This is a genomic window from Novosphingobium sp. (genome assembly GCF_036803765.1).
Lineage (GTDB): Bacteria > Pseudomonadota > Alphaproteobacteria > Sphingomonadales > Sphingomonadaceae > Novosphingobium.
The window spans coordinates 1-14,797 of record NZ_DAIRTS010000044.1; the positions used below are offsets into that span (position 1 = coordinate 1).

Below are 14,797 nucleotides of genomic sequence, written 5' to 3' on the forward strand. Positions count from 1 at the left end.
GGCAGAGATGGTCGGCACAATGGTATGAGCAACGCGCATAGGACTTACCCCTGAAGGAAAAGGATTGGGAGTTCTTGAGCCGGCGCCACGCGCCAGAGCGGTCGCACGACGCCCCCGACGACGCAGGTCTCTTCGGATGAATCGCGGATGTTCGACGTGCAGGCGTTGCCGAGCTTGATGCTCGCGCCTTTGTAATCGAGCGCGACGCGGCCCGTGGCGCCTGCCAGCGGCGCGCGGGCACAGGTCGCGGTGATCTCGTCGGCGGCGGTGACGCGGACATTGCTCAGGCCGACAAGGCCATTGCCGTCCCTGATCGCGAGGCCCGATTGCGCTGTGCTGCCGCACAGAGCCTCGTCGATCACGATGGGCTGCGCCGGGACGCGCCAACGGAACTTCGCCTCGCCGCTATAGTAGCTGACCGACAGCAGCTGTAGCCAGTCGGGCACGACCTGCTCGCGTTCGAGCTGGGCCTTGGCGCGCCCGAAGTAGCACCCCATCCACTTGTAGCCCGCCGCGACGAGGTGGCTTTCGGTCTGGTAGTGCGGGAGGTGATAGGTCGGCCCCGCGCAATAGAAGTGCGGTTCGCTGCGGACCAGGTCGATCTGGGCCAGGGCGATCGCGCTCGTGGTCGACAGCCCATATTCGCATTGCACCATCACCAACGCGACCGGTCCGTTGTTGGCGATCCTGGACTGGACGTATGCCTCGACCTTGGCGCGGTATGCCTTGAGCTTGGTCTTATAGGCCTCATAGCTGGTTCCGGCCGATACGTCGGCATTGCCCTGGATCCAGTAGATCGCGGGGATCGCGTGCGTCTTGCCGGCCGCGGTCGCCAGTGTGACGAAGCCATCGACCTGGTCACGCAGCAGCTGGAACCAGGCGTCGGCGGTCAGCTGATCGAGCGTGTAGCCGGTATGTCCGGCCGTCCAGGCAAAGTTGACGTAGTCAGCCGCGCTCGCAACCAGGCCCTTTCGCATCGCCCGCTCGACGGCGAAGTTGGCTGTACCCGAGCACGGGGTTTCGCCCGCACCCCACAGCCCCGCATCCTCGGCACGCGCAAGGGTCTCGACGAGCGGCATCGACGTCGAAACCCCAGGCGATCCATTGCTGCCGGTCGAACCGGACTTCGTCGAGCCAGGACCGGATCCGAAGGTGAGATTTGCGAAGGGCTGGCTGTCGGAAATCACACCATAGGCATGCTCTCCGACCGAGAGCGATTGGCCGCTGATGAGCGTGCCGGTCCACTGTCGATCGGCGGTCACCATCAGGCTCGACTTGAGCGAGACCGGCTCGACGCGACGGACAGCGCCGGCCGTCTTGGCAAGGCTCGATGTGGTGGCGAGGACATTGCCGGCAAGATCCGTCACGATAGCATCGCTGGCGCCGACATAGGTCCAAACGTCCCCTAGGCCGACTGACTTCATGCCGTTCTGAAACTTGGGCGTGAAGCTCGGGTCAGCGGGATCCGGGATCGTGTAAGTGATGCCGCCGGCGGCATAGGAAATGATATTGCCGACCAGATCCGTGACCAGCACGCCGCGGTTACCGCTGTACATCCACACGCTGTCGAGGCCGGCCATTTTAGCACGGCGGATGAAATCGGCAGAGAGGCCCGGATCGTCGGGATCGCGCGAGGGGTAAAGGTAGCCATTCTGCGCATACTGAAGAATGTTGCCGACCAGGTCCGTGACCATTGGCTTGGCGGTAGCCTGGCCGGCGTAATACCAGGCGCCGTCAAGACCATCGAGGGCCGTTCCCGCTTTCACGTTGATCTGGTCGACCTGATCTTTGGCCTGCCCTACCAGGACCGCAGCTTCGTCCCCCATGATCAGGCCTCCCCGATGCGCAGCTTCGTTCCGGTCGCTTGCCCGGTCACGAAGATGTCGCCTGCCGGGCACTGGGCGCCGGACAGCGTGCGCATGACGCCGGCATAGAGCGGCCAATACGGGCCATCGGTGGTCGCGCTGCTGGTGAAATACATGCGCCCGTCGGCGTTCGGCATGATGGCCAGCGCACGCCGCGATGCATTGGCAGCAAGCACGGCGGAAGTGCCCGCAGCCTGCCCCCCGGACAGGGACGGCACCGACACGTCGACATAGGGCAGAGCCTTCTGCTCCACCGGAAACCCGGTCTCAGCCATTTCAGATGATCTCCATGGTCGCGGATCCCGTGACCGCCGCCCGGATGGCCTGCGCGTCGGAACCGAAGAAGGGATAGACCGGCGTCTTGGCGCCGGTGGCCGTATAGGTCTTGGCCGCGGCCGTGACCGCGCCGCTGAGCGCCAGCTTGTCGATCGTAACGGTGCCGATCCCGCCGATCAGCAGCTTGTAGATCGCCGGCAGTCGCTGCCATGCGCCAGGCGCTGCTGCCAGAGCTGCTACGGCGTCGGCAGCGATCGGCCCCAGCAGCTGCATGATGGCGCCGACCAGCATCTGATAGCCGGCCTGGTTGAGGTGGATGTAGTCGGTATATTTGCCGGCGGCATTTGCCTCGGCCCAGCTTCCAAACAGTGCGAGCAAATCGACGAATGCGGCGCCGCCGGCCTTGGCGACCGCCTTGGTTGTGGCAGCGAAGGCCGCCTGCTGATCCAGCGTGGCGAAGGATACTTCCGCAGTCGGATCCTGGGGCGCCATCGAGAGCAGCAGCGCGTCGGACCCGGACGCCTTGAAATAGGCCAGATGCAGCTTCTGCGCCGCCATCAGCTCCGCAGGCGACTTGCCTTCGCGGCAGTCGTTCGTGGCCGGGTTGTAGATGACCAGACCGGCGGTCTGCGCGATCAGGCGCGGGAGCGGCGACCAGGGCGACGGCGTCGTCATGAGCGTGGTGGTCGCCAGAGCGCCGGCGTGGCCGGCATTGTGGATCCGCACCGTCTTGCGCGTCGAATCCCACGCATCCAGCATGGCGAAGCCCGCCCAGCCCGTGTCGTCCTTACGGCGAAGCTCGAGCGTGTGCAGGCCGGCCACAGCCAGCGCGCCATCGTCGGCGGCGGTGATGGTCACCTCGTCGTAGGCATCGGCTGATGCCGTCTGCACGAGGTCGTGCCAGGCGCCGCCGTCGACGCGCCATTGCAAGGTTCCGGCGTCGCTGCGCTTGGGCAGGCCGATCTTGAAGCGGTCGACCGGATCGGGTGGCGTGTATCCGAAGATGCCGTTGGCGCCGCCGGGCGGCGAGACAAACATTGCCCCGCCCAGCGTCGTCCAGGCCGGGGCGCTGATCGCCAGCCCGAACGCCTGCCCGCCATAGACCCACCCAGCGCCCTGCGTCGCATAGGGGCAGTAGGCGGGGAAAGCGACTTGGGTGTTATGGCACCCCCAGATGCTGTGATAGCTCACGGGCACGCCGGCGGCCCTGAGGGCGCGCGCGATGAGGCCAGGAATGCTGCGGCGGAACGCATCGTTATACTGCGCCACGCCGCCGCTGCCCGATCCGCTGCCGGCGAAGTAGCTGTCGCCGATGAGCAGGATCTCGAAATCCGCCAAGCCGTTCATTACGTCGTTGATGCCGGCGATGGTGCGACGGGTGTTCTCGCGCGAGCCGAACCACACCCCGTTCGTGGGCTCGGTCAACTCCAGCTGCGTGGCACGCGCATCGAGCGCGTCGATGTTCTTGGCGACGGCACCCTTGCCCAGCTGCTCGTCGTAATCGCCGATGAACTGGATCGCCGGCCGCTCGTTGGCCACTTTGAACTCGATCGCGCCGCCAGACGGGTCGCCGACGAACTTGAGGCAAGGTTCGGCAATCGTCGAGATGCGGCCCAGGCTGGCGGTGAAGTGGGCACCGATCCACCCCGGGAAGACCTGACGGCCGTAGCCCGACACATCCACCGTGATCTCGGTGTTGATCTGCCCGGCCGCGACAGTGCCCAGCGGGATCGCGAACGCGAAGGCGTAGGTGCCATTCTCGTTGGGCCGGTAGAAGTGGGCCTCGGCACCGGAGCCCGAGGTACGCGGCGTCCACTTGATCCACTTGAGCACCGTCTCATGCTCGAACGGCGTGGCGACGCCGCGCACAGCGCCGAGCGCGCCGGTGCTGGTGGACGTAAACGTGCCGCCGATCGTCTCGGTGCCTGCCTGGTGAACGATGGCATAGCCGTCGAGGACAAGCGTGCTTTTGTCAGATGCTGCCTGCAGTATCCGCGCGGCCTCGACGGCTTCGGCTGTATTCTTTTCCGCCTCAGCTGAGTTGAACCCGACGAGCACCCGGACGTCGCCGGCCGCATTCTGATCGATTATGGCGAGTGGCCCCGCCGCGACCTGGACAAGCTGGCCCATCAATCCCCGACCCCCGGCATAATGGTGAACGTCCCGAAGCAGAAGACCTGCTGCGGCCCGCCGGTAGGCGTGATGAGCAGGTCGTAATGGAGAACAAGTGGAGCGCTGGGATCGGACCCCCAGGTTAGGCTCTCCAGCGAAGCCTCATCGATCTGAGGGCGGATCGTGGTGGCGCCGACGATTGCCCCGGTTTCAGGGTGGGCATATCCCGCGTCGTAAGAAGCAGAGATGCCTTGGGCCCCTGCCGACGCGTTTGTCAGGGATAGCTCGCCGATCGGGGTAGCACCTTGGCTGGCCGCGAAGCTCATCTTGAAGGAGGCCGCCTCCCAATTTACTCCCATACGGACGAAATCAGCGGCGCCCGAGACACCTCCCCAAGGGACGTGCTTGCTCGGGTGGAAGATGTTCAACTCGAACGCCATGACTATCCCCCGATTGAAAGCGCAGAGACGACGCCACGCCAGTCGATGCTGGCTGCGGCCTTGAGCGCAGGAAGTGACGTGGCCTGCGAAATGGCGACCTTTGCACCCCGGCGCGCGGCTTCGATCAAAGCAGCAGCCTGAAGCCATCTCGCATCGGCAACACGCACTTGCGCTGCGAGCGTGGCGACGTCGGTGCCGATCGCGGCCGCCTCCGCGCTGAGTAAGGGCGCCGGGGCGTCTTCGTCGTCTGCAAGGGCTGCGGCTTCGCGCTGCTTGAGCAGGTAGACCAGAGCCATGCCTGCGCCGGCCGTAAGAAATTCGGACCTTGCGGCTTCAGCCTCGCGGTCGACCTGCTCGTGGAGATCCTGCTGGATGACCTGCAGATCGGCCGGCAGCGTTCGCACTGCTGCCTCAGGCACCACCATCAGGTCTTGCCCTTCCAGCAACACCTGCGCTGCGGCAGTGCCAGCTGTGGGCGAGCTTCCTCGCACGAGCTCGACGCCATCGTCTGCTCGGAACACGATCCAATATTCCATGGCTGCTACTTCTTTTCCTCGCGAACGGAGAAGAGACTGTTGGCGTTTGCGGTGACCGTCGAAGCACCGCCATTGCGCCTGAATTTCAATTTGAAGGTGTGCGACCCGGCGGACATGCCGGAGAACAAGGCGATCATCGTCAACGTGACCTTAAAGATGCCAAGGGCGCCGTTCATGAAGACCGGGTAGATTTGCGATGCTGCTCCGCTGCCCTCGTAAAAGGTGAAGTCGCCGCGGATGTCGTCGTTCGATTCGATGATGACGGATGCCTCGATCCTCATCAGCGACGTGGCCTCGTCCTTGTTTACGGTGAGCGCGAAGATGTCGATGTCGGTCAGGTCGGTAAGCGTGATCGGGCTTGCGAGCGTCACGTAGTTGGTCTTCGACACAGCGACGTTCTGGATGGCTGGCGTTGCCACCTGGTTGTCGGCCACGCCGCCGCCGGACTTCACCGTTCCCGCAACATCGCCTGCCGTCTTGTCGCCAACGGGCGTTCCGACGGGAGCGCCGTTCGTTGCCCCAGCCTCGGCAGGCTTAAGGGCTTCGATCGTCTGGCCACCATTAAAGGTGATGTCCTGGGCTTTCGTTGGTGGCCGCTTGTTCTGCCAGTAGGCATTCGAGGCGGTAGGCCAGGAGGGCGGAGCGTTGCCAGCCGAGGCAACCAGCGCTGTGTAGAGCCACTCGGATCCATCGGCGAGGCTGACCCAATTGCCCTCGCGATAGGTCTCGGCGGCCGAATACAGGCCGCGCTCCAGTATGGGCGCTTCAAAGGCAATCTCGTCGGCCGAGTGAACCCGCCAAGAGCGGTTAGCGCCGATCGTGGTGCGCCAGTACGGCAGGCTGACGAAGGCCTCTTCGGTTGCCGTGACCTGCGGGTAGGCACGTCCCTGCGCGTCGAGCACCAGCACCTCATCCGGTTCAAGCGTGACGCGCGCGGCAAAGAAGCGTCCATCAAGGGCTACGCCGGCCTGGGCGTTGCAGCATCGGGCCAGCTGCTGCGCAAGGTCGAGAAAGTTGATCTGATCGGTCAGGACCAGATTAATGGGGTAGGGACATGCCAAGTCCAGAGCGTCGAGCGTGTCGGTCATCAGCAAGCCGGCATCGATGCCTGAGACGCCTGCCAGCGCTGCAATGGCTTTTCCTGTCAGCCTGGGCGTGGTGCCGCCGATCCGATGCCCTTTGATATCGCCGGTGATGACGCCATAGGCCGGCGCGCCCAGACGGATCATGCCGGCTGCCAGGCAGGTAGCCCACCGTCCGCGTGGGATTGCAGCCGCAACCAGATCTGCATAGGTCGCGTAGTTGGCGGTCGCCGGGCCGAAGTCAGACCCCCGTTCGAAAAGGGACGATACGGCTTCGATGGGGCCATACCCCGAGAACTGATACACCGAGTTCTCTGCATCGATAAGCTGGGGCTCGACGTTGACCGGCCAACCAAGCGCCAACGGCTTCGGCTTTCCCTTCAGTCCAGCCGGGCCCTCAGCGCCGCCGGTACCAGCATAGGTCGAGACCAACAGGTTCGCCTTGAACGGTTCTGTATCGACCTCGCAGGTCAACGAAAGCGTGGCCTGCTTGCGGCTCAGTCCGGTGACCTTGCCGCGAAAGATCTGCCGCCATGGCCACGCCGTGCCAGGCGTCTCGGCATAGATTTCGACCGGGGCGCCGGTCCACATGCAGGAACTGACATCGGGATAGGTCTCTTCGAGCACGCGCACATTGAGCGGCAGGGTCGCGCCGCCGGTGGTGACCGCATCCGTGAAGTCGCCGTTCCAAAGCGTGATGCCCAGCTGCGGCGGCGTAACCATTGCCGGCTCCCACACCTTGCCGCCAAGCCCCGTGACACGTCGGTCGCTATGCGATGCTGCGCGCACAGCAATCCGCTCGCCGAACGCCAGGTTCAGCGGGGAGATCTTCGCAAGACAGGCCAGCATTACCAGTTAGCCGCATTCATGAAGGGAAGGGGGCTTGCTCCAGGCTGGGTGCCAGATTGTCCCTGCAGAATGAGCGCCCCTAGGTTCTGGTTGACCGCATCGAGCTTGAACCCGAGGCCGTCGAGCAGCCGCCCGCCCAGCGCGTCGATTGCGCTGCTCACGCCGGCGTTGTCATTGGCCGGCGATGCCGTCGACGACGAGGACGAGAACGGGCTGTCTCGATTGGCCGCGGCATCTGCCACCGATTTCGTTTCGTCGAGACGGGTCTTCGTCAGCGAGGTCACCTGCTCCAGAAGGGCGAAGTAATCCCCCTGCGAGCCGCTCATCTGGCGCTCGATTTCCAGCAGCTGGCGTGCCGCATCCGCGTAGTCGTCGTAGGCGGTTGTATCCCCGGCCTTCACTCGCTCGGCGAGCGGCTGGTACTTGGCCAGAGCATCTGCCTTGCGATCGCGCAGCGACAGTGCGTCGTTGTTCACCGTGAGGTCGTTGAGCAGGCTCTGCAGCGAACCTGTGATCTGGTCCATTGCCTGCTTGACGGCCTGCGTCCTCTGGATGCCATACAGCTTTTCGAGATCGGCAAACTCTTGGGTCGATGCGCCAGCTTCCTTGAAGGTTTCCTTCAGTTTCGTGAACTCGGCGTCCAAGGTGTCGAGAGCCGCACCGACCGGGTCCGTGTAAGTCTTCAGGGTCTTGAAGACGTTCTCGAAGTCCATCGCTTTTTGCAGCTGCGCGTCGAGGTCCTTACCAGCCTTGAGCAGGCGAAGAGAGCCGTCACGGATCCCCTTGATCGCGCCATCTTGAAGCGCATTCAGAATGGCGGCGCGCATGGCCGCTTCGGCGTCGGTACCGTCATACAGCGCGTTGCCGCTGCGGTTCTGGAAATAGGAGTTACCGAGCGCCTGATCGTTTCCGACCGCGGATACCTGATAGTAGTCCTTGTATCGGCCGATGCCGACATCGTAGCTGCCAATCTGCGCACCGAGCTGCTGCGCAATTTTGCTGATGTTGCCCTGCAGGCTAGACCCGAATGAGTCCATCGCGCTGCCAATGGCCCCGTCGTTGGCGTGCGTGTAGACGCTGTCCTGCGTTACAGCGCCACCGCCGCGCGGCTTCTTCGAAAACAGGCCGGTGAGAATGCCAAGCGGACCGCCTTCGAAACCGAAGATGTCGCCGACCATCTTATTGACTTCAACGGCCGTGCCGAACGCGTCCATCGCACCAGCGACCGAGCTATTGGACATGCCGGCAATTTTGAGCGCAGCGCCTATGCCTGCGCCAACGCGCGAACCAGTTGCAGCGAAGCCGATCGCGGCACCGGTCAACGGCCCGGCAAGCATCGACGAGAGCTTAGGCCCTACCAGGCCCGAAAGCTGGTTTAGAATGGGCTGGGTCATTTTCGAGCCCATTCGATCGAAATACTGCGCGGGGCTCATTTCCGCGAGCGTTGGCTCGGCATTTTTCGGCTTTGACGCCGTCACGACGATCGGCGGGTTTTCGTTGGCCGGGGCGGCGATAAGTGCCGGCGTGCTCATAGCGCCGAGCGGCCACAGGGAGCCGCTGCCCCCTACGCTCGTCCGCGAGATGTCGCGCTGCATGATACGCTGCAAGCGATCGGTGGCTGCAACCATACTGTCTGCGAAGGCTCCGGCGGCCTCACCCGCGCGCGCCGTTTCCTTCCCCATCAGGTCAACGCTCGACCCGATGTTGGTCTTGTCCTTGACCCACTTGTCCATGTCGCGGAACACATCGCCAAAGACCTGTTCTGTCAGCACTCGTCCGCGGAGCTGCTGGCCAATACTCTTGAGGTCGGACAGCTTGCCATAGCCGCCGAGAATGCCCTCTACCGCGCTGCGGATCGAACGCGTCGTGTCCAAGTAGGCTTGCTGTGCCTCCTGCGCACGCTGCAACGCCTCGACATGCTTCTGCTCAGCTTGCGCGATCTCCAGTACCTGGTTGCGGCGCTCGGCGGTCATCGGACCAAGCTGATCCTCCAAACGCCAGACATCCTGCAGCGCATTGGCTTCAGCATCTCGCCCCTTGACCAGCAGTTCCTGCAGCTGAACGCGACGCTCGCTGTTCCGCTCCAGTTCCTGATAGGGCCGCACCAAGGCGTCGGCGATCGACTGCCTTGCGGTGTCGGCCTCTGCAATCATCGCTTCGAAGCCAGGGGGGCGACGCTCTTCCAGCTGAGCCACGATGTCGTCCAGCTGGCGCATCGATTGCCTTGCTTGATCGATCAGACGAGGCTGTTCGTTGAAGCGCTCATTGACCCGCGCGATCGCTTCAGACGATTTGCTCCCGAACGCGTCGAGTTTTGCCTGCGCACGCTCTGCGGCAGCTGCCACCTTGTCGGGATCCGGGGCAGATCCTTGCCAAGCCACATGGAAGTGATCGCTATGCCCTTTGTCGCCAGGGCCAAAGAATTGCTCAACACCCTTTCCGTTGCGACGGATGTTGACGCCCGCGTCCTTTAGGATCTGCTCGACGTCAGCCTTGCTGTAGGTACCCATGCCGCCCGCAGGCACGAAATCAATGGCACGGTCCTTGTAGTGGTCGCTGCCGGTGGTGTGCTTGCCGCCGTTCGTCGAGGTGATCGCCGCGCCGGGGAACAACTGCTTGATCAGAGCGACCATGTTGCCCAGGTCATTGGCTCGATTGAGCACGCCGGTATCGGACTTCTGCGATTCTCGTTGTGCAGCCACCGCCGCTGCCGACTGCTTCTGGAGCGTGGCAACCTGCTTCTCTAGCGCCTCGCCTACCTTGCCTTCGGCGACGGCCCGACGCCGGGCCTTATCGATCAGATCATCGTAGTGTTTCTTGATGCGCGCGACGGGATCAGCGTTTGCTTTGCCCTGCTCAACATCAACGAAGGACTGCGACGCTGTCAGGTTGGATTGAGCGGTCTCGAGAGCCTTCTTGGCGTTTTCGAGGGCGGCCTCAACCTCTGTGACCTGCCGGGCGTAAACCGCTTGTGCCATGCCGGCGCCGGCGCCCCCTGCGGCGCCGAAGGTCTGACTGTTAGCCGCCGCAGATTGAGCGCGAGCATGCTCCAGCAACGCGACAGTGTTTTCGCGAATGGAGAGCGCGTGATCGCGATTTTGCTTGGCGGCATCGCGGGCACGTTCCGCTTCCGATCGATAGCTGTCGGCTTGTTTGTCCAGGGCGACCTTTTGATCGTTGATGGCAGCCGTCACCCCCTCGACGGTCGTCTTGAAGATTTCCTTGGCGCGGCGAGCGGTCTCCGTTTCCGCGGCATCATTTTTCAGCTTGTCGACCGCTTTGTCGGTTTCGTCGCCAAGGTCGATGGTAGAGGCAATCAGAGGGCCAATTACTGCGGTCGCTGCAAAGATTGCCGCCCCCCACGGGCCAGCCATGAATGAAGCAAACTGGCCAATCCGATCATAGGTTTTGTTCGTATTGCCTTCGAGGCCGGACAGCGCGAACGCCATCTGCGGAACCTGCTGGACGAAAACCGTCGTCGCATCGGTGCCCATCTTGGTTTGCACCACGACGTCCTGCATCTGCTGGCCGAGCTGGATAAAGGCCACACGCTGCGCCCGAACGCCGTTGATGACGTTGGACGTCTCGGTGGTACCGCGGCGCTTCGCTTGCGTGTTCTCTTCCTCAGATGCAGTGAGCGCGGTCCAGGCCGACTGCAGGTTCTGGGCCGCGAGAGCCTGCGCCTGGGCGTATTCCTTGGCTGAGATAGCCCCAGCGCTCATCAACTCATCTGCGCGCGAAAGCTCGGCATCAAACCGCTGTTGCGCGGCAAGAGAAGGATCGAGCCGGAGCCGAAGCTCGTTCGCAGAATCGGCGTAGCGCTTGGCCGTTGCCTGGGCCTCGGCAAGGGCAGCGGCCTCCTCTCGCTTGGCAGCAGCGATGCGCGACGCTTCTTCTTCGGCCGCGCGGGCCGTGATTTCCGCCGACTGCTGCAACGACGCGGCAACCTCAGCCCCCTTCGCCGACACACGGCCCAGAACCTGCTCGAGCGTCGTCGCGGAGACGGCAGCACGGTCCAGCGAAGCCGATCCAGCCAGCATTCGATCAAGGCCGCTCCGGGTGTCAGCCTTGGGGGCATAGGACTGCTCTTCGAAAACCGAAGCGCTGCTACGGGCGCTCTTGGACGGTCCGGCCAGCCCTGACGCGAAAACCTCGTTGATGCCCTGCTGATAGGCATGCGCAAAGTTGGCGGCCTTGGCCTGCTCGGCGAACGTGGCTCGAAATGAAGCGGCAAGCGCCTGGTTCTTGTCGATCGTCCGATCGATCTGCTCTTGGAGCCGTCCATAGGTTGTGGCCTGCTCGCCGGCAGCGCGGGCGTTCCGTTCTGCTTCGATCGTCTGAGCGCGCAGCGCCTGCAAATAGGTCTGGGTCGTGCGGGTTGTGTCGCCCGTCGTCGACGCAAGCTGCGTTGCGGCATCGCGAGTGAATGCCAGGCGTTGCGCCGCGAACTCTGCCTCGGACGCCGCCTGCCGCAGGGCAGACGTATCGAGGTCTATCCGAAAGCCACCGGTTCGAAAGCCCGACAGGCTTCGGCCGATGATCGCGCCGACTTCCTCGAACGACCGCTGGAACTGCTGCTTGGCCTCGCCGGAAATCGACGCAACTTCGGCCAGGAAGGAACTCTTGGCGCTGTTGTCGCGCTGATATTCCAGCTTGAGGAACGCAGGAAAAACCGGGCCGTCGGCCATTTTCAGATCCTTCCGAGGGCTTGGTAGAAGGCGCCGGGCAGGGCCTGCGCTTCAATTCGGGCGATAGCCTCGACATCGACGCGCGCAGCCCGCGTCGTGCTGGGGATGCCGATAAATGCGATAATCATGGACTTCTCGGTCTGACCGGACCGAGGCATCCCGCGCTTAGTCAGCGATCGCGCCGAGCGTTTGCGACCGGACAGGTCCACACCGACGTTCTTCACCACCAGCAGAGGGTAGCCGTTAATGCCCTTGATCAGCACGAGCGGCCCGATCCGACGATCAAGGCCGTTTTGTACCCAGAGAGAAGGCGTAAGACGAAACCGCTTCGACACGCGGGGAATCGCGTCAGTCGGGATCCAAAGCCACCGCGAGCGGACCGGCCGAATGTCGGCGCCGCGGGTGTAGGCTTCGATAGCGCCCCGGGTGCGGTCCGACCCGGTACGGATAAAGACGATGCCCGACGCACTGAAGCCGCCATCGGCGTAGCGATGGATGCCCCTGCCTTCACGAAGGTCCGACGTCGAGCTCAAGCCGTTGCCAAGTCGGCCGAGACCGGCACCGGCCATCCGGCTCCGGACCTGACCAAGCAGCGCGCGCGCGCCGCGATCGGTGGCAAGAAGGGCCGCGCGCTCCATCCGCGCCTCGGCGAACCGGCGCCACTCCGCGAACGGCCCTTGCATGTCGCCGGGAGTGAGGCTGGCGCTAATCCGCATCGCGCTTCAGCTCCGCGATGGCCGACGAGATGACGGCGAACGCATCGAGTAGCAGCAATGGCTGGTCGAGCGGCGCGCCGCCGTCGGGATACCGCGTGCCGGCCATGCCCATGTCGCATTGGGAATGCAGCCGCAGGATAGACCAGTGGTCATCAGTTATGCGTCCACGCGGGTTTTGCTGGAGCGTGCCGACGCCTGGGACTTCCCACCCTTGCCCGAGGCTTTCTTCATGCTCGAAGCTGGTGGGGTCATCTCTGATGGCGACGGCGATTCGGAGTTTTTTTCCTCGTCCTCGTCCAACGCCATTCTGCGCGCGCAGGCGTTGGCCAACTCGAGGAACGGCAGGTTCCCCTCGATGCCGTGCTTGATGGCGAAGCGCTGAAGAGCAGACCCGACCATGTCGACGCAGTCGATCGTCAGATACGACCGATTGGTGGCTTGCCGGACGTCGATCCCCGTCCAATCGGTCACCACGACAGCGACCGTGGCACCGAGATAGATCTCGTTGAAGTCGATGTTGTCGGCCTTCATGCGGCCGATCTGGGGCCAGGACTGTTCGACATCCCGGATCAGGGAAAGAATGGCGCGCTCAGCATCTTCGTCATACGACCATTCGAGCTCTGGAGCTTCCTTACGCTGCAAGCGGAAGTCGTCCAGGGCCTCCCAATAGGCGGTGAGCGCTCCGCTGTGGGTCGCAAACTTCTCTTCGCCCCATAACCGGGTCCGCAGGGCGCGCAGCAGTTCGTCGCGCACGTCGGCCTCGGAGTGATAAATTACGCCTTCCTCGGACATGAGGCGGCGCCGGAAACGCTTTTCCCGGGTGGTCGCCGCTCGAAGAGTGAACGACGGAGCGCCATCGATCTGCGCGAGCGACGGCGGCGTGAAGGCAAGCGTCTCGCTTGCCTCCAGGGGGATGTCCTGGGGCACGTCAGGATGTCCTTTCAGATGGTGGGAGATCAGTACGGGAAGTTGATGCAGACCCCGCGCGCGAGCGCATCGATCAGCAGATCACCACTTTCCATGATGATGTTCCCGCCCAGGTCGGGGTTCTGGTAATTGAGGCGCCCGTCGGGAACGACGATTTGCACCAGCGCACCGGCGGCACTGCCCCACTGCGCGAAGAAGGGCTGGTAGGCCTGGGCATCGGCCAGGGCGAGGGTGTCGATGGTCGAGGGACGGTACTTCTGCCGCACCATCGAAACCTTGGCCACGCCGCCGACCAGCTCGGCGGCATCCACGCCGTCGACCTTGTTGGGGTTCGGCGGATTTTCGGTCTGCACGCCAAGATCCAGCGTGAACGAGCGGAGGCCGACGCGCGTGCCGGCCAACCAGCCATCGCCATCCTTGTAGAGCGGAATGGTCCCTGCGGGCGGCACTGCGGGCGTGGCCTGTTCCGAGTTCGCGCTGATGGTCGCGTCGAACGTGACGTTCATCTCGGGATACGCGGCTTGGTCCTTGGTTGAGGTCGGCACCTGGATTTGCATCTGCGTCACGCGGCAATTCAGCAGGTCGAAGCGGTGGCCGTCGAGCCAGACTTGCTGCGAGAGCAGGATCGGGTCGGCCGAAGAGACATCGCGCATATAGCTGATCTGCGACGGGATCTGGTAATTGCCAGACACTGGGCTGCCGAACGTCTCCACGAATGCGACCACCTTCGACGAAGCGTAGGAACGGAGAGCGCTCATCCGTTCCTTGTAGGACGTGCCCATGCCCGCCAGCGAAATCGCCATACCCTTGTAGAGGTCAGCCGTGGCCGCCGCGCCGGCGCCCAGAGTTGCTCCGGTGGTGCTGCCGGCGCTGAGCGCTTCGGGGGCGACGGGAATTGCCGCGGAAGTCCGCAGTTCGGTGAACTTTGCTGCCTGGAGCACGCGGCCGAGCAAGAAGGCGTTGGCAGCGGGGATCGCGACCCCGCCCGGAGGGCGCAGCTTGATCGTGTAGGACAGCGTCACCTTCTTGCCCGCAACGGTGTCGGCGTTCTTGAACGGAGAGCCGGTGTATTCGTCGTTGGCGAGCGTCACGCCTGCGATGTCGAGCTTGAGGTTCGATACCGGCATCAGGTCGGCCGGCGTAGTCGGAGCGGTGAACGCGTCGACCGCAACCTGGATGGCGAGGGCGACCGCCGTATTGTTGGACTTCAATGCCATGGGACTGGCCTTTCTTCAGGCGGAGTTACTGCGCGGCGCCAGCCTGGCTGGTGTCGGCGGCGGGCTCGGGGGCGGGCTCGATCGAGGGC

The 14,797-nt window shown here is 63.8% G+C and carries 11 protein-coding genes; all 11 read right to left on the bottom strand.

What is annotated here, in order from left to right; translation table 11 throughout:
- Window positions 1-44: 44 nt before the first annotated feature.
- From V7Q48_RS17675 to V7Q48_RS17725, 11 genes are read right to left on the bottom strand one after another with little or no spacing between them, the layout of a single operon-like run.
- Window positions 45-1,826: a hypothetical protein gene (locus tag V7Q48_RS17675; protein ID WP_333840460.1), complete on the bottom strand. Its 1,782-nt coding sequence runs from the start codon at window positions 1,824-1,826 to the stop codon at window positions 45-47.
- 2 nt (window positions 1,827-1,828) lie between these two features.
- Window positions 1,829-2,140: a hypothetical protein gene (locus V7Q48_RS17680; protein WP_333840462.1), complete on the bottom strand. Its 312-nt coding sequence runs from the start codon at window positions 2,138-2,140 to the stop codon at window positions 1,829-1,831.
- 1 nt (window position 2,141) lies between these two features.
- The gene (locus tag V7Q48_RS17685; RefSeq protein WP_333840464.1) at window positions 2,142-4,271 is read right to left on the bottom strand and encodes an SGNH/GDSL hydrolase family protein; all 2,130 of its coding nucleotides are present in this window, start codon (window positions 4,269-4,271) and stop codon (window positions 2,142-2,144) included.
- Complete coding sequence (locus V7Q48_RS17690; RefSeq protein WP_333840466.1) at window positions 4,271-4,693, bottom strand: hypothetical protein; 423 nt, start codon at window positions 4,691-4,693, stop codon at window positions 4,271-4,273. The genes V7Q48_RS17685 and V7Q48_RS17690 overlap by 1 nt, the downstream gene beginning before the upstream one ends.
- Window positions 4,694-4,695: 2 nt before the next feature.
- On the bottom strand, window positions 4,696-5,229 hold the full coding sequence (locus V7Q48_RS17695) for a hypothetical protein (RefSeq protein WP_333840468.1): 534 nt from the start codon (window positions 5,227-5,229) through the stop codon (window positions 4,696-4,698).
- 5 nt (window positions 5,230-5,234) lie between these two features.
- A complete protein-coding gene (locus V7Q48_RS17700; protein WP_333840470.1) occupies window positions 5,235-7,160 on the bottom strand; it encodes a hypothetical protein in 1,926 nt (641 codons plus the stop codon).
- Entirely contained in the window at window positions 7,160-11,848 is a 4,689-nt protein-coding gene (locus V7Q48_RS17705) for a hypothetical protein (protein WP_333840472.1), read from the bottom strand. The genes V7Q48_RS17700 and V7Q48_RS17705 overlap by 1 nt, the downstream gene beginning before the upstream one ends.
- Window positions 11,849-11,850: 2 nt before the next feature.
- Window positions 11,851-12,564 carry a hypothetical protein gene (locus V7Q48_RS17710; RefSeq protein WP_333840474.1) on the bottom strand — a complete coding sequence of 238 codons (714 nt, stop codon included), beginning with the start codon at window positions 12,562-12,564 and terminating at the stop codon, window positions 11,851-11,853.
- Window positions 12,554-12,676, bottom strand: a complete 123-nt coding sequence (locus tag V7Q48_RS17715; RefSeq protein ID WP_333840475.1) for a hypothetical protein — start codon at window positions 12,674-12,676, stop codon at window positions 12,554-12,556. Before V7Q48_RS17715 ends, V7Q48_RS17710 begins: the two co-directional genes overlap by 11 nt.
- A 44-nt stretch (window positions 12,677-12,720) precedes the next feature.
- Window positions 12,721-13,491: a hypothetical protein gene (locus V7Q48_RS17720; protein ID WP_333840477.1), complete on the bottom strand. Its 771-nt coding sequence runs from the start codon at window positions 13,489-13,491 to the stop codon at window positions 12,721-12,723.
- 29 nt (window positions 13,492-13,520) lie between these two features.
- Window positions 13,521-14,708: a hypothetical protein gene (locus V7Q48_RS17725; RefSeq protein WP_333840480.1), complete on the bottom strand. Its 1,188-nt coding sequence runs from the start codon at window positions 14,706-14,708 to the stop codon at window positions 13,521-13,523.
- Between the last annotated feature and the right edge of the window lie 89 nt (window positions 14,709-14,797).